Annotated in this window: 16 protein-coding genes; 8 read left to right on the plus strand and 8 right to left on the minus strand. The window is 62.7% G+C overall.

All coding sequences use genetic code 11. The annotated features are described in order from the left end of the window. Positions 1–15: 15 nt before the first annotated feature. The 3 genes from J7302_RS14155 to J7302_RS14165 all read right to left on the minus strand — a co-directional run bounded on the left by J7302_RS14155 (position 16) and on the right by J7302_RS14165 (position 3,457). On the minus strand, positions 16–1,779 hold the full coding sequence (locus tag J7302_RS14155) for a cation:proton antiporter (RefSeq protein WP_215375571.1): 1,764 nt from the start codon (positions 1,777–1,779) through the stop codon (positions 16–18). A 164-nt stretch (positions 1,780–1,943) separates the two neighbouring features. After that, positions 1,944–2,609 (minus strand): GntR family transcriptional regulator, encoded by a 666-nt coding sequence (locus J7302_RS14160; RefSeq protein WP_215375574.1) that lies wholly within the window; start codon positions 2,607–2,609, stop codon positions 1,944–1,946. Positions 2,610–2,677: 68 nt separating this feature from the next. After that, positions 2,678–3,457 (minus strand): SDR family NAD(P)-dependent oxidoreductase, encoded by a 780-nt coding sequence (locus J7302_RS14165; RefSeq protein ID WP_215375577.1) that lies wholly within the window; start codon positions 3,455–3,457, stop codon positions 2,678–2,680. A gap of 122 nt (positions 3,458–3,579) precedes the next feature. Here J7302_RS14165 and J7302_RS14170 point away from each other — a divergent pair, with 122 nt between their 5' ends. The 4 genes from J7302_RS14170 to J7302_RS14185 all read left to right on the plus strand — a co-directional run bounded on the left by J7302_RS14170 (position 3,580) and on the right by J7302_RS14185 (position 7,912). Then, complete coding sequence (locus J7302_RS14170) at positions 3,580–4,971, plus strand: aspartate aminotransferase family protein (protein WP_215375580.1); 1,392 nt, start codon at positions 3,580–3,582, stop codon at positions 4,969–4,971. A gap of 109 nt (positions 4,972–5,080) precedes the next feature. After that, positions 5,081–6,448, plus strand: a complete 1,368-nt coding sequence (locus J7302_RS14175) for a glutamine synthetase family protein (RefSeq protein WP_215375583.1) — start codon at positions 5,081–5,083, stop codon at positions 6,446–6,448. 50 nt (positions 6,449–6,498) lie between these two features. Then, on the plus strand, positions 6,499–7,299 hold the full coding sequence (locus J7302_RS14180) for a substrate-binding periplasmic protein (protein ID WP_215375586.1): 801 nt from the start codon (positions 6,499–6,501) through the stop codon (positions 7,297–7,299). Positions 7,300–7,429: 130 nt separating this feature from the next. Beyond that, complete coding sequence (locus tag J7302_RS14185) at positions 7,430–7,912, plus strand: acyl-CoA thioesterase (protein ID WP_215375589.1); 483 nt, start codon at positions 7,430–7,432, stop codon at positions 7,910–7,912. Between the two features lie 2,065 nt (positions 7,913–9,977). On the opposite strand, the gene J7302_RS14190 is transcribed toward J7302_RS14185, so the two are convergent. From J7302_RS14190 to J7302_RS14200, 3 genes are all read right to left on the minus strand, one after another. After that, positions 9,978–10,448, minus strand: a complete 471-nt coding sequence (locus tag J7302_RS14190; RefSeq protein WP_215375592.1) for a copper chaperone PCu(A)C — start codon at positions 10,446–10,448, stop codon at positions 9,978–9,980. A gap of 69 nt (positions 10,449–10,517) precedes the next feature. Further along, a complete protein-coding gene (locus J7302_RS14195; RefSeq protein ID WP_215375596.1) occupies positions 10,518–11,891 on the minus strand; it encodes a PepSY-associated TM helix domain-containing protein in 1,374 nt (457 codons plus the stop codon). A gap of 133 nt (positions 11,892–12,024) precedes the next feature. Then, positions 12,025–12,408 (minus strand): DUF2946 domain-containing protein, encoded by a 384-nt coding sequence (locus J7302_RS14200; RefSeq protein WP_215375599.1) that lies wholly within the window; start codon positions 12,406–12,408, stop codon positions 12,025–12,027. A gap of 213 nt (positions 12,409–12,621) precedes the next feature. On the opposite strand from J7302_RS14200, the gene J7302_RS26970 reads away from it, so the two are divergent. Beyond that, the gene (locus tag J7302_RS26970; RefSeq protein ID WP_215375602.1) at positions 12,622–14,157 is read left to right on the plus strand and encodes a diguanylate cyclase; all 1,536 of its coding nucleotides are present in this window, start codon (positions 12,622–12,624) and stop codon (positions 14,155–14,157) included. Between the two features lie 46 nt (positions 14,158–14,203). Next, the gene (locus J7302_RS14210) at positions 14,204–14,608 is read left to right on the plus strand and encodes a DUF3301 domain-containing protein (RefSeq protein ID WP_215375605.1); all 405 of its coding nucleotides are present in this window, start codon (positions 14,204–14,206) and stop codon (positions 14,606–14,608) included. Here J7302_RS14210 and blaOXA read toward each other — a convergent pair. Next, a complete protein-coding gene (gene blaOXA, locus J7302_RS14215; protein ID WP_215375608.1) occupies positions 14,605–15,390 on the minus strand; it encodes a class D beta-lactamase in 786 nt (261 codons plus the stop codon). The two genes, J7302_RS14210 and blaOXA, sit on opposite strands and share 4 nt — an antisense overlap. Before the next feature lie 32 nt (positions 15,391–15,422). Further along, positions 15,423–16,301 (minus strand): alpha/beta fold hydrolase, encoded by an 879-nt coding sequence (locus J7302_RS14220; protein WP_215375611.1) that lies wholly within the window; start codon positions 16,299–16,301, stop codon positions 15,423–15,425. Positions 16,302–16,358: 57 nt separating this feature from the next. Here J7302_RS14220 and J7302_RS14225 point away from each other — a divergent pair, with 57 nt between their 5' ends. Further along, on the plus strand, positions 16,359–18,185 hold the full coding sequence (locus J7302_RS14225) for a sensor histidine kinase (RefSeq protein ID WP_215375614.1): 1,827 nt from the start codon (positions 16,359–16,361) through the stop codon (positions 18,183–18,185). Further along, a complete protein-coding gene (locus J7302_RS14230) occupies positions 18,170–19,510 on the plus strand; it encodes a sigma-54-dependent transcriptional regulator (RefSeq protein ID WP_215375617.1) in 1,341 nt (446 codons plus the stop codon). The genes J7302_RS14225 and J7302_RS14230 overlap by 16 nt, the downstream gene beginning before the upstream one ends. Positions 19,511–19,684: the final 174 nt, after the last annotated feature.

Consider the following 19,684-nt stretch of genomic DNA (forward strand, 5'->3'; position numbering starts at 1 on the left):
CCGCCCGCCTGGCCTTTACCGATGGTGGTTATCCTGGCTCTGCTCCAGGGTCTCCATCAGAGCGACCTGCATACGCGAGTGCACGCGGATCAGCCAGCGCCAGAGCAAGGCACTGACACCCGCAGCCAGCAGCGCAATCATCACCAGCAGCTCCAGCGTCGGCAGGATGCTCGCCGACAATGCCATCAGCAGCAGCAAGATGCCCAGCAGGGACAACAGCGGAATCACCTCGGCGATCACCTTGCGCACCCGCTCGGTATGGCGACCGGCCTTGTCCGGCGTCACGCCCATTTCCGCCAGGAGCATCGAGAGCGCCTTCAGCTTGCGATAGGCCGCAATGAGGAAGGGCAGCGACAACAGCAGCGCACAGCCCCAGATCAAAGCCTTCTGCTGGTTCGGTGAAGCCACCCAATCGCTCAGCCGACTGGCAAGGGGATCGGCGAAGTAAGCGCCACCCAGGAAAATCGCCACCACCAGAGCCAGGTTCACCCCGACCTGCAGCAGGATCTTGCGGATCATCCCGGCCAGGACGGCGCTCTGCCCCTGCGGCTGGATACTGCGCAACCACTCGCCATACATGCCGAATACGCGAGCGAGGCGCTGCGGCATCACATTCGCGAGCCGCACCGATAGAGGGTCCGCCGCCCGAATCAGGTAAGGTGTCAGCAGCGTGGTGATCGCCGAGACCGCAACCGCCACCGGGTAAAGGAAGTCACTGGTGACCTGCAGGCTGATGCCCAGCGCGGCGATGATGAAGGAGAACTCGCCGATCTGTGACAACCCCATGCCGACCCGCAGCGACGTACGTCCATCATTACCGGCGATGAAGGCGCCCAGCCCGCACGAGAGCATCTTGCCCAGGACCACTGCGAGGGTGATCACGGCGATCGGCCAGGCGTAATCCAACAGGACCTTGGGGTCGATGAGCAGGCCGATGGCCACGAAGAAGATCGCGCTGAACATGTCGCGCACCGGCTCCACCAGCCGCTCTATCTGCGCCAATTGGCGCGACTCCGCCATGATCGCGCCGATCAGGAACGCGCCCAGAACCATGCTGTACTCCAGCTTCACCACCAGCAGGCAAAATCCAAAGCAAAGGCCGAGCACCGTCACCAGCAGCACCTCGTTGCTCTCGAACTTCGCCACATAGGCCAGCAGGCGCGGCACCAGCAGGATGCCAACGACCAGCGCGACGATCATGAACAGGCTCAGCTTGCCCACTGTGGCAAAGACCTGCCCCGGCTCCACGGAGCCACTGACGGCGATGCCGGAAAGCAGGGCGATGATGCCGATGCCGAGGATGTCTTCAACGATGAGGACGCCAAAGATCAGTTGCGCGAAGCGTTCGTTCTTCATCTTCAGGTCGCTGAGGGCCTTGACGATGATGGTGGTGGAGGAAATCGCCAAGATCGCACCGAGGAACAGACAATCCATGGCGCCCCAACCGAAATGGCTGCCGATCTGGTAACCAATCCAGATCATCAGGACGATCTCCAGGAATGCGGCGATGAACGCCGTGGCGCCGACCTGGAACAGCTTGCCCAGGCTGAACTCGAGGCCTAAGCAGAACATCAGGAAGATCACCCCGAGTTCAGCGAGGATCTTGATCGTATCCTCGTCATGAATCAGCTCGAAGGGCGGGGTGTGCGGGCCGATGATGAACCCAGCGACGATGTAGCCCAGCACAACCGGTTGTTTGAAGCGGTGAAAGAGGATGGTCACCATGCCCGCGACCAGCATGATCACGGCAAGATCCTGAATGAAACTGATGGCATGCATGGCAACGACCTCCTTGAATCAATACGCAGCACAGCAGGCCCAGGCGAAGTACTCGCTTGGTTCCAGTGGGACCCTTGTCAGAAATATGGATGTTCTGCTGAAGAATTTTCGGAGAGTACCATCGGCGGATACTGCGCCAGGGCGGCGCAATATGCCGATACAGTTCAACCGTTTCTGCGCGCCTGGATATTGTCCAGTTCGAGAAGGTTGAGCAGGAACTGGCCGAAGTAGCTCAGGTCCTGCTCGATGGCTGCCCGGGCGGCCTTGCCGTCACCGGCCTGGAGCGCCTTGAAGGCATCCTCGTGGAAGTCGTTCAGGCGCAGCGACAGGTCCGCTTCGGTGAACAGACGATTGAAGAAGGGCCCGACCTGCAACCACAGCGTCTCAATGGTGCGCAGCAGGATGGGATTGGCGCAGGCGCGGTAAAGAGTCATGTGGAATAGGCTGTTGTCATTCAAGTAGCCCTGTACATCGCGGCCTTCGATGGCAATGTCCATGCGCCTCATGCAGCCCTGCAGCGTTTCCAGCTCGGCCGCGGACAAGCGCGCTGCGGCAGCTTCCACGGCCAGGCCTTCCACGGCCATGCGCACCTGGAATATCTGCGTGAAGCGCTCGCGGGTCATGGGCGGGACGCGCACCGAGCGCTGCGGCTCGCCCTCCAGGGCGCCTTCTGCCACAAGGCGCTGCAAGGCGGCGCGCACCGGCATCGGGCTGGTCCCCCAGGCGGCCGCGAGATCACGGATCTTCAAGCGTTCGCCGGGTTTGAACTGGCCTGCCAGCAGGCCTTCGCGTAGTCGTTGGTAAAGCTGTTCCTGCAGGTTCTCGGCCATGGGCATATCACCGTGCAAGGGCCGGTGGTGCCGGCAGTTGGTTCAGGGTCAGGCTGCAGTTGCGCATATCAGGGGGCCTTGTTTTCGATCAGACAATTGCCACCGTCCACTACCAGCATTTCACCGGTGATGTAGCTGGCTTCGGGGGAGGCGAGGAACGCCACGGCGGCGGCCACTTCTTCAGGGCGGCCGGCGCGGCCGAGCGGAGTGTATCGCGCGGCCTCGATTTCTTCTTCCGTACTGGAAGCTGTGCCGATCCAGCCCGGCGCCACGCTGTTCACAGTGATGCCCTGGCGCGCCACCTCCAGCGCCAGGCCCATACTCATGCCCAGCATGCCAGCCTTGGCCGCGCTGTACGCAGCCTCGCCGATATTGCTGCCACGGGTGCCGGTGGTGGAGCTGATGTTGACGATGCGGCCGTAACCACGCGCACGCATGCCCGGCAGCACGGCGCGGGTCAGCAGGAAAGCGGTGGAGAGGTTGCGCGCCAGCGACAGGTTCCAGGTCGCGAAATCCATGTCGGCGAGTTCGGCGAAGGGTTCCGGGCTGCCCTGCATGGCCATGCCGGCATTGTTCACCAGGATATCCACGCGGCCCCAGACGGATTCGGCCCAGGTAACCAGCTCACCTACCTGCTGCTCGTCGGTCAGGTCCGCCGGACGCCCTTCGACCTCGAAGCCTTCAGCACGCAGTTCAGCCACGCGCTCGGCGATCCGTGCGCTGCTTGCGGTGATCAGGAGCCGCGCACCAGCCTGACCCAGGCGCCGGGCAATGGCCATGCCGATCCCCGACGCACTGCCCGCTCCGCTCACCAGGGCCACCTGGCCCTGCCATACTGCTTGTGTCATCTCGACCTCTTTGTGATCACAAATATGAGCTCAGGCTAACTGATCTGAGTGATTACGCCAATTCTTGACATGATTGTGATCACAAATGCAGGATGTGCAAAAATTCGAACGAGGTGTTCAACATGACTGCCAGTGGAATCAGCCAATCCAGCGTAGAAACGTTCGCCGCCCGCGAGCGCGCCCGTTTCCTCGAGCGCAACCCGAAATCCGTCGCCCTCGCCGAACGTGCGCGAAAATCCCTCTACGCCGGCGTACCGATGCACTGGATGGCCGACTGGTCCACCCCTTGCCCGCTGTTCGTAGAGCGCGCCAAAGGCGCCCGCTTCTATGACGTTGACGGCCACGAGTACATCGACTTCTGCCTGGGCGACACCGGTACCATGTTCGGCCACTCGCCGGACCCCGTAGCCCGCGCCATTGCCGAGCAGGCCAACAACGGCCTGACCACCATGCTGCCGGGCGAGGACGCCGTGGTCTGCGGTGAGTTGCTTGCCGAGCGCTTCGGCCTGCCGTATTGGCAGGTGACCGCCACCGCCACCGACTCCAACCGCTACGTGCTGCGCTGGGCCCGCGCCATCACCGGGCGCAAGACCCTGCTGGTGTTCGACGGCTGCTACCACGGCACCGTGGACGACGTGATGGTGCGCTACCGCGACGGCCAGACCGTGCAGCGCTCGGGCCTGGTCGGCCAGGCCTATGACCTGACCCAGTACAGCCGCTCGATCCCCTTCAACGACGTCGAGGCGCTGGAAGCCGCGTTGGCCCAAGGTGACGTCTGTGCCCTGCTCTGCGAGCCGGCCATGACCAACATCGGCATGGTGCTGCCCGATCAGGGCTTCATGCAGAAGTGCCGCGAACTCACCCGCAAGTACGGCAGTCTGCTGATCATCGATGAGACCCACACCATCTCCACCAACATCGGCGGCTGTACCAAACTGTGGAACCTCGACCCGGACTTCTTCGTGGTGGGCAAGCCCATTGCCGGCGGTGTGCCCTGCGGCATCTTCGGCTGCAGCGCGGAGATGGCTGAGCAGATGCTCGCCTCGCGCAGGAAGGCCCAGGAAGACAGCCATGGCCACGGCCACAGCGGCATGGGCACCACCCTTTCGGCCAATGCCCTGGCCATGCACTGCATGCGCGCCAACCTCGAGCAGGTGATGACCCAGGCGGCCTACGACCACATGCTGCCAATGGCCAAGCGCCTGGCCGAGGGCTTCCGTCGACTGATTGCCAAGCACGACCTGAAATGGTCCGTGACCGAACTGGGCGCGCGCAGCGAATTCCAGTTCTGCCCCATATCACCGCGCACCGGTGCCGAGGCCGAGGCCGCCTTCCATGACGAACTGCAGATGGCCCTGCACCTCTACCTGATCAACCGCGGCATCCTGATCACACCGTTCCACAACATGACCCTGTGCTGCCCGGACACCCTTGAGTCCGACGTGGACAAGCTGATCACCACCCTCGACGAAGCGCTGAGCGAGTTGCTGGCCATCCCCGGCGCCCGACTTTGAACCTGCCTTCTCCCTCTGGGAGAAGGTGCCCGAAGAGCGGATGAGGGGAGCCCGGCTTCCCTCACCCCGCCCCTCTCCCAGGGGGAGAGGGAAAACCAAGGACATCACCATGCAATTCGCCAATATCCAGGAAGCCCGCGACTTCCTCGACCAACACCCCGAAGTGCGCAGCTTCGAGCTGATCCTGATCGACGCCAACGGCGTACCGCGCGGCAAACTGCTGCACCGCGACGAACTGCTGGCCATTTACGAGAACGGCCGCCCATTGCCCAGCTCCATCCTCGCCCTGACCATTCGTGGCGAAGACGTGGAAGACACCGGCCTGGTCTGGGAAGTGGCCGACGCCGACTGCTGGACTTATCCCCTGCCCGGCAGCCTGACCCTGCAATCCTGGCGGGCAACACCGACCGGGCAACTGCAGGTCAGCATGCATCCGACCCAGGGTCTGCCGGCCTCCCCGGCCGATCCGCGCCACGTTCTGGTGCGAGCCATCGACCGCCTCAAGGCCGACGGCTACCACCCGGTGATGGCCGTGGAGCTGGAGTTCTACCTGCTGGACAAGAACCGTGACGCCAACGGTCAGCCACAACCCGCCGTGCAGATGAACGGCGTGCGCCCGGCCGCACCACAGGTCTACGGCGTGTATGAGCTGGAACAACTGCAGCCCTTCCTCGACGACCTCTATGCCGCGTGCGAAGTGCAGGGACTGCCCGTGCGCACCGCAATTTCCGAGTACGCCCCCGGCCAGCTCGAACTGACCCTGGAGCACCGCTTCGACGCCTTGCAAGCAGTCGACGAGGGCGTGCGCTACAAGCGCCTGGTCAAGGGCGTAGCCAACAAGCATGGGCTGCAGGCCTGCTTCATGGCCAAACCCTTCGGCGACCTCGCGGGCAGCGGTCTACACATGCACGTCAGCCTGGCTGATGCTGAGGGTAACAACCTCTACGCCAGCGAAGATCCGTACGGAACACCACTGCTGCGCCACTCGATCGGCGGCATGATGGCCAGCCTGCTCGACTCGCTGGCGATCTTCTGCCCCAATGCCAACTCCTTCCGCCGCTTCCAGGCCAACAGCTATGCTCCGCTGGCCAAGAGCTGGGGCGTAAACAACCGCACCGTGTCGTTCCGCGTTCCGGGCGGACCTGCCAAGAGCCGGCACATCGAACACCGCATCTGCGGCGCCGACGCCAACCCCTATCTGGCCGCTGCGGCGATCCTCGCCGGCATCCACCGCGGTATCCGCGAGCAACTGGACCCAGGGGAAGCCATCACAGGCAATGGTTATGCACAGGCCAAGGAATTCCTCCCCACCGACTGGCTCACCGCGCTGCGTGCGCTGGCGTCATCCGAATGGGCAAAAGAAGCCCTGGGCGAGGATTTCCTCAAAGTGTTCCTGGCCATCAAGCAAGAGGAATACCGCCAGTTCATGGGCGAGGTCGGTGAGCAGGACTGGCGCTGGTACCTGACCCATGCCTAAGCAGGAGGAAATCGGCTAGGCTGACTTCAAACCTCATCCAGGCCTGCTCGATGAAGGCGCGTACCCTCGCATTGCTGTTGTTGATCCTCGGCACCTGTGAGGCCGAGCCACTGCGCGTGGGTCTGGAAAGCCAGGATTACTTGCCCTATTACCGCGCCCTGCCCGGGCGCCCCGCCGAGGGCTACGCCATCGCCCTGCTGCAGCGCTTCGCCAGCAGCCAGGGCATGACACTGGAACTCGAAGCGCTGCCGATCAATCGCCTGCACCGCAACCTGCAAACCACCGACCGGCTGATGCTGGTGTTCCCCGACAACCCCGACTGGTCGCGCCAGCTCAAGGGTAGCCAGCACATGCAGTACAGCCGCCCGGCCATTCGCATCATCGACGGCAGCCTGGTGCTGCGCGAGCACCTCGGCCGTGGCATCGACAGCGTTCGCCGTCTGGGTACCGTGCGCGGCTTCACCCCGGAGGCCTGGCGTGAACGCCTGCAGAATGGTCAGGTGCAGTTGGTGGAAGCCAGTGATATTGGCAGCCTGGTGCGGATGATCCTGCGCCTGCGCATCGACGCGCTGTATGCCAACCCCGAAGTGCTGCGCCATTACCTCAAGCAGCAGACCGACCTGGGCGGTGACCGCCTGGTGCTCGACCCGGACCTGCCCCTGGCGCGCACCGCCTTCCATGCCAGCAGCCTGAAACACCCGGAGCTCCTGGAAGCTTTCGACCGCTTCCTCGCCGAGCATGCCGATGAACTGGCGCAGCTACGCCGTACCCATGGCTTGGCCTGCAGTCCCAGCGACCTCACTGAGGACAGCCCGGCGTGCACCGCCCCCGCGGCGGCAGGAACACCCTGACGCAAAGGGTTATCCACAGCGACTGCCTCGCCGGGCGATTTGGTCAGGGAATTGCGCGGAATCGGCATCTGTGGCGCCAAGCGCACAGGCCGCGTCTACTTGTTCCCGCCACCAGACTGATGAGGCCATCATGGAACCCGGAACCGCCCAGCTGTCGATGACCGTGCTAATGACCCCGGACATGGCCAACTTTTCAGGCAATGTCCACGGCGGCACGCTGCTCAAGTACCTTGATGAAGTGGCCTACGCCTGCGCAAGCCGCTACGCCGGCCGCTACGTGGTGACACTTTCGGTTGACCAGGTGATCTTTCGCGAGCCGATCCACGTCGGCGAACTGGTCACCTTTCTCGCATCGGTGAACTACACCGGCAATACCTCGATGGAGATCGGCATCAAGGTGGTCACCGAAAACATCCGCGAACGCTCGGTGCGCCATACCAACAGCTGCTTCTTCACCATGGTGGCCCTCGACGACGAGCGTCGCCCAGCCCAGGTGCCGCCCCTGCAGCCACTTACCGCCGACGAGAAACGCCGCTACGCCCAGGCCCAGCAGCGCCGCCAGATCCGTCAGGAGCTGGAAAAGCGCTACCAGGAAATGCGTGAGGGCAGCTGAGCCCTCACTTCCCGCCTTGTACCCAAAACCCGTGGATGGTGCTGTGGGTAACTTGTAGAGCAAGCGCTGTAGCCCAGAGGCTGCGCGCTCTCTGGGAACTCGACTATTTTTTGTACGTTTTCAATAAGTTGGGTGATGCACTACGCACAGATACTGTGCGCCAGCCTGTGGACAACCTGTGAGGCCAGGTCTCCAGCCCGCGTCATTCCTGACGTCCAAATGCATGCTTATCTTTTGATCAGTGGTGTTCCGCGGATTGGGCCCAAGCGCAGGAAAAACCAACAAGCCAAGCCTCCAGCCCAGCAACAGCGCCGTAGCGACGCCTCCTCCCCCAAATTCCGTGGATAGCATTGTGGATAAGTTGTCCATGGATGCCCAGGAGCCACTCCAGCCGGTGCTTTCCACTGAATGGGCATTTTTCGAACAAAATCATAGGGATAACTCCTGCCTTGCGCACAGAATCTGTGCAGGCAGCTGTGGATATACTGTGAGGGCATTGCTGTAAGCCTTGTTGTCTATGGCGCTCAGCGATCCGAGTGTTTTTTGATCAGCTGCGCCGCCCTCGCCCCTGAGTGTGCATATCCACGCAGTCGGGGCAAGGCTCAACGAATCCGAATGATCCGTGAATCTGCTTGGCACCGGCTATCGGGTCTCGCAAAGCTGAGCCCAAGCTATGAATCATGCGGCCAGCGGTGAACGGTTCACAGGAGAGGGAAAAATTCTCCATCTTTTGCCCAAATCCCGTGGATGCAACTGTGGATAAGCTGTAGTTCAATCCTTGGCATCGAGGCCAGCCGTGACCTGCAGGACTTTGTGCATTTTTCGTTCTAGCTCAAGTAGTTAACCCAAACATTGCGCACAAAAACTGTTGGGGTATCTGTGGATAATCTGTGAGGGAATGCCTAGATCCCTTGTCGTACTTGGCCTTAAGCCGACTGATGATTATTTGAGCAAACCAACCATGCGCTGCCAAGACTGTGCATAAGCCGCCAGGATGCGCTGTTCGGCAGCGAAGCCTGACATTTCCTGTGGCCCATGAAATCCAGGCTTTGCCCTTTGTTGGCCTTCGCAAAGGTCAACCAAACCTGGAGTTCCCGCGGCAAGCGGCGAACTGTTCACAGAAGACGGAGAAGTTTTTCATGTTTTGCCCAAATCCCGTGGATGCAACTGTGGATAAGCTGTAGTTCGATCGCTGCGACCGAAGCCAGCCTTGGCTTGCACCACTTTGATCATTTTTCGTTCCATTTCAACTAGTTAGCCCAAACATTGCGCACAATAACTGTTAGGCCATCTGTGGATAATCTGTGAGGGAATGCCTAGCCCCCTTGTCGTACGGGGCTTTAAGCCGGCTGATCATTTTTCGAGCAAAGGAGCGATACGCGGCCAAGACTGTGAATAACCCGCCAACTTGGTGCTGTGCTTCAGTGCAGCCTGATATTTCCTGTGGCCATCAAGTCCAGAATTTACCCGTCGTTGCTCATCGCAAAATGAAACGCAACCTGCAAGCGATGCAGCGAGCGTCGATCTATTCACAGGCAACCGGGTACTTTCCCCGTTTTCTACCCAAATTCCGTGGAAGGAACTGTGGGTAAGTTGTCCATGGAACTCTAGGGCCCACAGCTGCCATGGGCTGCGAGCTTTTGAATGTTTTTCGAGCAATTTCAACAAGATAGCGAAGTGGCTGCACACAGAATCTGTGCAGCCGCCTGTGGACAAGCTGTGCGGGCATTGCTGGAAGCCCGATGTGGCGTGGCCTCCATAAATCTGTTCATTTTCTGATCATGCTCTCCGCCCTCACCGTTATCCCCCGAAACAGCCGAAAACCTAGATGCTGCCCGTCTCGGTCATCTGCCAATTGCCGTTCCAGCTACCCCGGTTCTGCCATACCCGCGCCGGCGGGTGCTCCTTGCAATGGATGGAAGCTAGGAGGGGGCGGTAATTACTGGTAGATCAAGCCACCGAACGGCCATTGTGGATAACCTCCTCCCTCCGTCAGCGGAGGGAGAAGGAGAAGGAGAAGGAATGGTCCGGCCAGAAACGCTCGGCCCGCGCGCTGGGCATAACGTCAGTGCTGGTGCTCGGCCGCAGCAGCCGGCGCTTCCTTCTGCACATGGATTTCCACTTCCACGTCACCGGCCTTCTGGAAGTGCAGAGTCAGGGGGAACTTGTCACCGTCGTTCAGCGGCTGCTTGAGGCCGAACATCATCAGGTGGTAACCGCCCTGCTCCAGGCGCACTTCACCACTCGGGGGAATCTCTACACCGCCCTGGACCTGCCGCATCTTCATCATGCCGTCCCTGTGCAGGTGCTCGTGGATCTCCGTCTTGCCGGCGCGAGCGGTATCGGCACCGAGCAGCTTGTCGACCTGCTCGCCCTTGTTGTGGATAACCAGGTAGGCAGCGCCGTTGGGTGAAACTGCGGGTACCGCCAGGGCCCAGGGATGCTCGATATGCAGCGAGCCAAAGTTGTAGTCATGGGCGGCCAGGGTGGCGGAACAGCTCAGCAAGGCCCCCAGGGCCAGCAATGTCTTACGCATGTTGGAACTCCATTCGTTCGATTGACTGGCGCCGACCCCAGCGGGCGCCAACTGCTTTCCATTCACGAGCTACCTCGCGATCGCCTTGCTCGCGCCGATGCGCGACAGCACCAGCCAGTCCAGCGCCCAGACCGCCAGCAGGGACATGCCTACCAGCGGAAAGACAATGCCGAGGCCGATCATGATCATCACTGCGGTTTTCCACAACGGCAGATCATGGCGCAGCGGCGGCACGCCCAGGCTCCCCTGTGGACGGCGCTTCCACCACATCACCAGTCCGCTCGCGGCACTGAGCAGAATCAGCAGGCACACGCCAAACATCAGCAGCTGGTTAGCCAGCCCGAAGAACTTGCCTTCGTGCAGCACCACGCCCATTTCCACGCTTCTGGCCACAATGCCGTAGTCCTTCCAGCGGATATCGGCCAGGACCCGGCCGCTGTACTGGTCGATATGCAGGGTCGCGTCGTTGCGCGGATCATTGGCGAACACGGCAATGGTAAACACACCTGTAGCATCGGCTGGCCAGGTGATGCTGTAGCCAGGCAGCACGCCGCGCTCGCGAGCGGTGTCGACCACTTGCCGCAGGCTGACCTGACTGGCAGACGGAGCATCTTCCTGGGTCACATGCCCCTTGTGCGCGGCATGAGGGTCGGAGACCGGCAGCGGAGTGTTTTCCACCGCCCAGGCCACCGTCTGGTCGGTAGCGCTGTTGAGGGTGCGAGCCTGCAGGCCGGACTTCGGCACCTCGTTCCACATCGCCGCCGGGAAGCGGTTCCAGACGGCGGCGAAGGACTCGCCCCAGTAACCCGTCCAGGTCATGCCGGTCAGCAGCATGAACAGCAGCAGCAATGAGCCCCAGAAGCCGGTCACCGCATGCAGATCGCGCCAGAACAGCCGACCGCGGCTGGCCAGGCGTGGCCAGAACACCCCGCGCACGGCTTGCCCACGCGGCCACCAGAGGTAAAGTCCGGAAACCACCAGTACTATCGCCCAACCCGCCGCCAGCTCGATCAGTCGGTCACCCAGGGTGCCGATCAGCAAAGTGCCGTGTAACGAACGCGAGATGGCCTGGAGGTTGTTCTCCGCATCCTGAACACCCAGGATCTTGCCGCTGTAGGGGTCGACGAAGACATTCTGTTTGCGGCCGTCCAGCGTGGCCACGAACTGCGCGCTGCGGTCGACGTCCGTCGGTGGCAGGTACTGGCTGACGGCAGCGTGAGGGTAAGCCTGCCGCAGCCGCTCCAGTTGCTGATCGGCGCTGAGCGCCTGGGAACCCGGCTGGACACTCATCAGGTCGCTGTAGAGCAGATTGTCCAGCTGCGGTTTGAACAGATAGATGCCGCCGGTCACGGACAGCATGATCATGAACGGAATGACGAAGAGCCCGGCATAGAAATGCCAGCGCCACGCCAGGTTATAGAAGGAGACCCTGTTGTTGGCCATTGTCGTACTCCCGGATAAGGATGTGCCTCCGCCTGCCCGTGGCTCATGAGCGGCCACGCAGGTACGCGGTGCAGCCCACGGCAGCGCCAGGACCAGGCTGCTCATGTCCAGCTGCGGGGCGGATTGGTTCTATTCAGGCAAGTACGGCAGGGGGAGCGCGGGTCAGCGCATTGGGGAACACCGCAGAAGCGGCATGGCCGCGGTGGACGGCCGCAAAGGTCCGGGGGCTGACAGGATTCGTCAGAAAACCGACCAGCAACAGTGCCGGGCTCAGGGCCGGCGAATTGAACAACAGGGTGCAGTAGCCACATTTGGCCCAGGCGGTCTCGTGCCCGGGCTGCGCCGGCTGCTCGGTCGAGAGCTGATGATCCGTGGCACAGGCCAGTTCGCCCATCCACGCGGGTACGGCCTGTCGAGCGGGCGTCAGTGACTGGGACAATAAGGGACCGGCGAACACCAGCAGCATGGCCAGAAGGCCAAGCCAGGCACCACGCTGATGTCGTCTGCCGTAGGTCACAGGAGTTCCCGGGCCGGTCCGTCGGAAGGGCGCTTATGCTAGCCAAGCGCCTCGCTGGGAGAAAGCCTAGCCGCTGGGGCAGATGGCCGCAGGCCGTACATTAAGAAATCCGCACCGACCGGCAGCGTGCTTCACGGCGGGAGCCCCAAGACAGCTGGAGTGCGCAATGCGAGAATCGCTGGCTTTTGCTGGAGCACCAAGGAGGTGTGCCCCGTGGAAAACCTTTACTTCTCGCCGATGCTGCTGGGGCTGAACCTGATGCTGGCCAGCGCGGTAGCCTGCACGGGCCTCTGGTACTTTTCGAGGCCTTACCAGGGGCCTGGATTCTGGATGGCCGGCACCTGGACGCTCATCCTCGGCATCCTCTTCTTCATGGGCTTCATGGCCAGCGGCAGCCGAACGCTCAACGTGCTGGGCAATGCCACCCAACTGGCTGGAGAAGCGATCCTGCTGCTGGGTGTCTTCCGCTTTCTCGGACGCCGCCTCCCGTACTGGACGGTGCCGTTCAGCGCCGGTCTGATGGCTGCCGTAAACACCTGGCACTGGTTCAGCCCACTTAATTCGGAGCTGCTGATCGCCATCTACGCCGGTATCGCCGGTATTCTGCCCTTGCAGGCCTGCTGGGCACTGTTCATCGAACGCAGCGAAGCCGAGTTGCGCAGTGCCCGTCTGTTCGTCGCCATCACACTCTCTGGCTATGCGCTGGTGACCCTTCTGCGCGGTGCCATCGGTGTGCACGACTGGCTGCAACATATCGAGCATGCCGACGTCACCCGCTCGGTAAGCTACCTGCTGCCCTACAACTTCGGCATCCCGCTCTGGGTTATCGCCCTGGTGGGCCTGGCCCTGCTAACGATGCGCCGGATCCTTAGCGACAGCCAACGCAACGCGCGCCAGGCCGAAGCCAGTGCACGCCGGTTCGAGCGTCTGATGAACGTGGCCAACGCAGGAATGCTGGTGGTGGAGGAAGGCCGTATCCAGGACGCCAACCCCATGCTTGAACGGCTGGTTGCGCTTCGCCGTGATGCGCTGCTCGGCCAACCGCTCAGCCTGCTCTTCAGCACCGGCCAGGCGCCTCTGGTGCATGACCTGCTGAATCGGGCCGATGGTCGCCCGCATGACGTAGAAGCTTTGCGTGGCGATGGTGCAGGCTTTCCCGCCGAACTGGCCGTCGCAGCACTGGACGATAGCTGCCAACGGCTGGTGGAGATTCGCGACGTCAGTCATCGCAAGGCCCTGGAGAACAAACTGCTGCGCCTCGCGACCACCGATCCCCTGACCGGTGCTCTGAATCGCCGGGCATTCGAGGAGCGCGCCGAACAGGAGCTGCAGCGCGCCCGGCGGCAGCGCACGGCGCTGTGCCTGGCCCTGCTCGACCTTGACCATTTCAAACGCATCAACGATCGGCATGGCCACCAAACCGGTGATGAGGTACTTCGCCAGTTCAGCCATCTCTGTCAACAACAGGCCCGACGTACTGACCTGTTCGCCCGCTACGGGGGCGAAGAGTTCATCCTCGTGCTCCCGGACACGGCGGCGGAATCGGCCACGCACCTGCTGGAGCGCATCCGCCAGACCCTGGAGTGCCTGGAACTGCAAAGCCCCGACGGCCCGCTGCGGGTCAGCGTCAGCATCGGCCTGGCCGCCCTCACCGAGGACCAGGACCTGCTGGGCTTGCAGGCAGCTGCCGATGCGGCCCTTTATCAGGCCAAGGAGCGGGGACGAAACCGCGTCGAACTGGTCCGCTGAATTCCCCTGGATGAGTTAAGCTTTTGCGTAGGTTCCTGGAGTCATCATGCTAAGCCTCGCCGACGTCTTCCTCTTCATGCTGTTCGCCGCAGGCGCGGCCTGGTTGTGGCGCAGCCATGGCGTGCGTGAACGCGCACTGCAGTTGGCCAAGCAACATTGCGCTCGCCTGGATGTGGAATTGCTCGACGGTAACGTCGCTTTTCGCCGCCTGGCCATGGTCCGCGACGCCAAGGGCACCCGACGCCTTGCCCGCCTCTATGACTTCGAGTTCACCGTCACAGGCGAACAGCGCCTGACCGGCAGCATCCAGATGTTCGGCCAGCAGCTCGGGCGCATCGAGCTTCAGGCCCACCCTTTCCAGGCCCAGGCGCAGCATGACAGCAAGGTCATCCAGATGACCGAGTGGCGCCGCACCCACCCCAAGGCGGATGAGCAGCGCCGGGTCGATTAGAGCAGCCCCAGCGTCTTCAGGCTTGCCTTGCCCAACTCGATACGCTTTGGCGCATCGCTAAGCTGGGACATGTCGATGTTGAGGGCGAAGGCGTAAACCTTGTCGTCCTGCTTCACCCAGCCCACCCACCAGCCGATCGCCGGTGTGCTGCTGTCAGCCCAACCGGTCTTGCCGTGCAGCTCCCAGCCCGGGCCCTGCTCCAACAGGGTGATCTGGCGGACCGCGGCCTGGGCCTCCTCCGGGAACGGAAGCTGCCCCTGGGCCAGACGGGCGAGGACGCCGGTCTGTTCCATGGCGCTGATCGCCAGGGGGCCATCCAGCCAGAATCTGTCCACAACCTGACCAATCTCGCCATTGCCATAGCCGAGCTGACGGACGCTCGCCTGCATTCGTTCCAGCCCCACCCTACGCGCCAGCTCCTGGTAAATCGCCACGTTGGAGATCCGAATAGCCTCGCGCAGGTCCATGTCGCGCTCCCACGCTTTCATCCATTGCGGCTTCCCGCCATAGGGCAACACCTCGTCGACACTCTTCACGGCGCCTGTGGATAAACCAATCAGGCTGTTGGGGATCTTGAAGGTAGAAGCCGGCGCGAAGCGCGTTTCGGCCCGCGCCCGATCATGGCCGGTGTAGCGATCGGCGGCGACGTCGTAGACCACGAAGGTCCCGCGTAGCTTCGCCGCGCTGAACAGCTGCGCCACTGCCGGGCTCTCCTGCCAGATGGGCGCAGCCAAGGCGTGGCTGGCAAACAGGACCAGCAGCCCTGTGAATAACTTTTTCATCGTCGAGTTCCCTTCTGGATAGGTGAGATCGATCATGCAGGCCGGAGCAGGAACGCCGCAGTGCGTTCCGCACTGGATGCGGGAAACTCCTGCATGAAGCAATGTCCACCGTCCACCACCAGGGCGCTGACATGGCCATTCTGCGCGGTCAGGCGCGCCACCGACTTAGCCACGAATGGATAGCTGTTCTGCCCGTGGAGCACCAGCGTCGGCGTAACGATCCTGCCCAACGAAGGCCAAAGACGCTTGGGAAACGAGCTGAAGATCTCGGCCTCGCGGCTTGGTCGGCATTTGAGCTCGACACCGCCATCCACCTCCTTGAGCGCATGGTCGATGTAACCCTGGAAGGCCTCCTCCGCCCAGCCCTTGAAGATGCCGCGTCCATGCAAGTTGGCCCAGGCCGCCTGGCGATCCGCCCAATGGTGGCGACGGGCCCTGGCGCGGCTGGCCATGGTGGTGCGACGGTGCAGCCCTAGCACCTCGGAGAAGGCCATGGCGCCAATCATCGCCGTAGTGAAAAACACCGGGTCGAGCAGCACTGCACGCCCGAACAGGTCGGGGTGGCGAGCCAGGATCAGGCTGCTCAGAACCCCGCCGAAGCTATGCCCGGCAGCGAAGCGCGGCACCTCGCCAAAACGGGCGCGCCCTGCCTCGAAGGCTTCCACGGCCAACTCGGCATTGCGATTCCAGCCAAGGAAGCGGCCACCGTGGTCGCTGTCGCCATGACCCTGGATATCGCAGAGCCAGAGGTCGAAGTCCTGCGCCAGCAGCTGCAGCATGGGCGCGTAGATGCGGCCGCAGAAACCATTGCCGTGCAGAAAGTGCAGCAGCGGCTTGCCGGACACCGGGCTGTGCCAGCCACGCAGGGTGAATCCTGCCGAACTCGAATGGGACCAGGGGATCAATTGCATCGAACAGGCCTCGAAATGACAGCGCGCAGTTTAGCCATAGTGCCGCGTTGAAGGCAGATGGAGAGAGCACCCGTGGTATCGTTTCAGCCCCAAACCCAAGGACTGCCGGCCTTGCTGACCCGCCCCCTGCGCATCGCACTGCTCATCCTGCTGCTGCTCGCTGGCCTGTTCACGGTGATGCACCTCGCCGGACGCCACGCCGAGCAGCAAGCATTGCATGAGGAAGGCAAGCTGGCCCGTGAACAACTGGCGCTCTATGCCGGCACGCTGCAGACGCTGATCGACCGTTATCGCGCCCTGCCCGCCGTGCTGGCCCTGGACCCGGAGTTGAGCACTGCGCTCGATGGCCCTGTGGATAACCTCTTGCAGCGCCAGCTCAACCTGAAGCTGGAGCGCACCAACGAGGCTGCTGGCTCCACCACCCTTGAACTGTTGGACCGGACCGGCCTCGCGGTCGCAGCCAGCAACTGGCGCCTGGCCACCAGTTTCGTTGGGCACAACTACGGCTTTCGTCCCTACTTCCAGCAGACCCGCACACAGGGCAGTGGACGTTTTTATGCGGTGGGCGTGACCAGCGGCATCCCTGGCTATTTTCTCTCCCAGGCTGTGCGCAACGAGCAGGACGAATTCCTCGGGGCCGTGGTGGTCAAGCTGGAGTTTCCGGAACTCGAGCAGGAATGGAGCCAGCGCCCGGATATCATCCTTGTCAGCGATGCCAAGGGTGTAGCGTTCATCGCCAACCAGTCGGGCTGGCGTTACCGCGAGTTGCAGCCACTCTCCGCGCAAAGCCGTGCGGAGCTGGCCACGACCCGGCAGTATGACAAGCAGCCCCTGGCGCCGCTGACCCATCGCACTCTGCAGACGCTGGGCGAAGGCAGCCGGATGGCACGCGTTGACGGACCGGGCGGAAGCGCCGACTACCTGTGGGAAAGTCTGCCCTTGCCCAGCGAAGGCTGGACGCTGCACCTGCTGCGCAACCCGCAAAGCGTTGCCAGCAGCGGCCGCAGTGCGGCGCTGGCGGCGGGTGGTGCCTGGCTCGCGCTGTTCTTCCTCGGCCTCTTCCTGCACCAGCGCTGGCGCATGGCGCGTCTGCGCCAGCGCAGCCGTGAGGAACTGGAGCGCCTGGTTGAACAGCGCACAGCCGCTCTTCGGACAGCACAGGACGGTCTGGTGCAGGCAGCCAAACTCGCGGCGCTCGGGCAGATGTCCACAGCCCTGGCCCATGAGATCAACCAACCACTCACTGCCCTGCAGATGCACCTGGCCAGCCTGCGTCTGATGCTCGATAACAATCAGCTGGAACAGGCGCGCAAGGCCCTGCCCAGGCATGAGGAGCTGTTGCAGCGCATGGCGGCACTCACCAGTCACTTGAAAACCTACGCCCGCAAGACACCCGGCGGGCTACGCGAATGCCTGGAACTGGGCAGCGTTGTGGATAAGTCCCTGCAACTGTTGGCACCCAACCTCCGCGATGCCCAGGTGGAGATCCACCAGGAGCTGAACGTGCCGGCCTGGATTTCCGGCGACGCCATCCGCCTTGAGCAAGTCATGGTCAACCTGTTGCGAAACTCCCTGGACGCCGTCGCGGACAAGCCCCACCCACAATTGTGGATAACCCTGTGCCGCGAGGAAGACTCCTGGTTGCTCAGCGTCGCAGACAATGGCGGCGGGATAGCCGACGCCGACTTGCCGCAGATATTCGACCCCTTCTTCACTACCAAGCCGGCGGGTGCCGGTTTGGGCATCGGACTGGCGGTATCCTTCGCCATCGTCCATGAGCTGGGAGGCACCCTGAGCGCCGCCAACCAGGGCGAAGGCGCCGTGTTCAGACTGCGCCTGCCTGTGGATAAAACCCGAGAGGACCCCCTATGCCCGTCCAGGTGATTTTCGTCGATGACGAAGCGGCCATCCGCGACGCCGTACGTGAATGGTTGGAGCTGTCCGGCTACCTGGTACGCACCGAAGCCAGCGCCGAGGAGTGCCTGAAGCACCTGGACGCCGACTTCCCCGGAGTGGTGATCAGCGACCTGCGCATGCCCGGCATGGACGGCATGGCCCTTCTGCAAGCCATCCAGGCACGGGACCGGGAGCTGCCGGTACTGATGGTCACCGGCCATGGGGACGTACCCCAGGCGGTCGAGGCCATGCGTTTGGGTGCCTACGACTTCATCGAGAAGCCTTTCACGGCCGAGCGTCTGCTGGAAAGCCTGCGCCGTGCCCTGGAGAAACGCCGGCTGGTGCAGGAAAACCGTCATCTGCGCCTGCAGGTCGACCTCAAGGATCAGCTCGATGGTCGCCTGCTGGGGATATCCCGTCCCATGGTCCACCTGCGTCGGCAGGTGCTGGATCTGGCGCAGACGCCGGTCAACGTCCTGCTGCGCGGCGAAACCGGCAGCGGCAAGGAAATGGTAGCCCGCTGCCTGCACGACTTCGGACCGCGGGCCGGCAAGCCTTTCGTCGCACTGAACTGCGCCGCCATCCCGGAGAACCTCTTCGAGAGCGAACTGTTCGGCCACGAGAGCGGCGCCTTCACCGGTGCCCAGGGCAAACGCATCGGCAAGATCGAGCATGCCCACGGCGGCACCTTGTTCCTCGACGAGATCGAGAGCATGCCTCTTGCACAGCAGGTCAAGCTGCTACGGGTGCTGCAGGAACAGCGCCTGGAGCGGCTGGGTTCGAATCAGAGCATCGCTGTGGATATCCGCGTGATTGCCGCCACCAAGCCAGACCTGCGCGACGAAGTCCGCGCGGGGCGATTCCGTGAGGACCTGCTCTACCGTCTCAACGTCGCCGAGCTGCAGTTGCCAGCCCTGCGCGACCGCCGCGAAGACATCCTGCTGTTGTTCGAGCACTTCGCCCACGTCGCCAGCGAGCGACTCGGCCGCCCCTCCCCAACGCTGACACCGGCTGAGCTGGCACATTTGCTGGCTCATGACTGGCCGGGCAACGTGCGCGAACTGGCGAACGCCGCTGAACGCCATGTGCTGGGGTTATCCACAAGGAGCACGCAGGGTGCCGAGGTCGAACCGTCCCTGGCTGAACTGATGGAATCCTACGAAGCCCAGTGCCTGCGCCAGGCGCTGGCTCGCTCACAAGGTGATATCAAGGCGGTCATGAGCCTGCTGCAACTGCCCCGCCGCACCCTCAACGAGAAGATGGTGCGCCACGGCCTGGCGCGCAGCGAGTTCCTGCGCGGCGAGGATGACTGACCCTGTGGAAAACTGCTGATGTAGATGGGTACTGAGCGAAGCGAAGCCAACAACCCAGATAGGGACCGCGCAATGTTGGTTTTGCAGACTCAGCGCCAACCTACGCAGCGTAATAGTCTGCTGGTCCTGGCGACTCTGTAGGGCTGGTCATCGGCCTGCTTTGCGAATGAATTC

The sequence above is a fragment of the Metapseudomonas boanensis genome, from assembly GCF_018704125.1.
GTDB classification, from domain to species: Bacteria; Pseudomonadota; Gammaproteobacteria; order Pseudomonadales; family Pseudomonadaceae; genus Metapseudomonas; species Metapseudomonas boanensis.

Excerpts from the sequence above, each read along its gene's own strand:
- J7302_RS14155 (WP_215375571.1), bottom strand. The coding sequence starts at position 1,779 with ATGCATGCCATCAGTTTCATTCAGGATCTTGCCGTGATCATGCTGGTC.
- J7302_RS14160 (WP_215375574.1), bottom strand. The coding sequence starts at position 2,609 with ATGGCCGAGAACCTGCAGGAACAGCTTTACCAACGACTACGCGAAGGC.
- J7302_RS14165 (WP_215375577.1), bottom strand. The coding sequence starts at position 3,457 with ATGACACAAGCAGTATGGCAGGGCCAGGTGGCCCTGGTGAGCGGAGCG.
- J7302_RS14170 (WP_215375580.1), top strand. The coding sequence starts at position 3,580 with ATGACTGCCAGTGGAATCAGCCAATCCAGCGTAGAAACGTTCGCCGCC.
- J7302_RS14175 (WP_215375583.1), top strand. The coding sequence starts at position 5,081 with ATGCAATTCGCCAATATCCAGGAAGCCCGCGACTTCCTCGACCAACAC.
- J7302_RS14180 (WP_215375586.1), top strand. The coding sequence starts at position 6,499 with ATGAAGGCGCGTACCCTCGCATTGCTGTTGTTGATCCTCGGCACCTGT.
- J7302_RS14185 (WP_215375589.1), top strand. The coding sequence starts at position 7,430 with ATGGAACCCGGAACCGCCCAGCTGTCGATGACCGTGCTAATGACCCCG.
- J7302_RS14190 (WP_215375592.1), bottom strand. The coding sequence starts at position 10,448 with ATGCGTAAGACATTGCTGGCCCTGGGGGCCTTGCTGAGCTGTTCCGCC.
- J7302_RS14195 (WP_215375596.1), bottom strand. The coding sequence starts at position 11,891 with ATGGCCAACAACAGGGTCTCCTTCTATAACCTGGCGTGGCGCTGGCAT.
- J7302_RS14210 (WP_215375605.1), top strand. The coding sequence starts at position 14,204 with ATGCTAAGCCTCGCCGACGTCTTCCTCTTCATGCTGTTCGCCGCAGGC.
- blaOXA (WP_215375608.1), bottom strand. The coding sequence starts at position 15,390 with ATGAAAAAGTTATTCACAGGGCTGCTGGTCCTGTTTGCCAGCCACGCC.
- J7302_RS14220 (WP_215375611.1), bottom strand. The coding sequence starts at position 16,301 with ATGCAATTGATCCCCTGGTCCCATTCGAGTTCGGCAGGATTCACCCTG.
- J7302_RS14225 (WP_215375614.1), top strand. The coding sequence starts at position 16,359 with ATGGAGAGAGCACCCGTGGTATCGTTTCAGCCCCAAACCCAAGGACTG.
- J7302_RS14230 (WP_215375617.1), top strand. The coding sequence starts at position 18,170 with ATGCCCGTCCAGGTGATTTTCGTCGATGACGAAGCGGCCATCCGCGAC.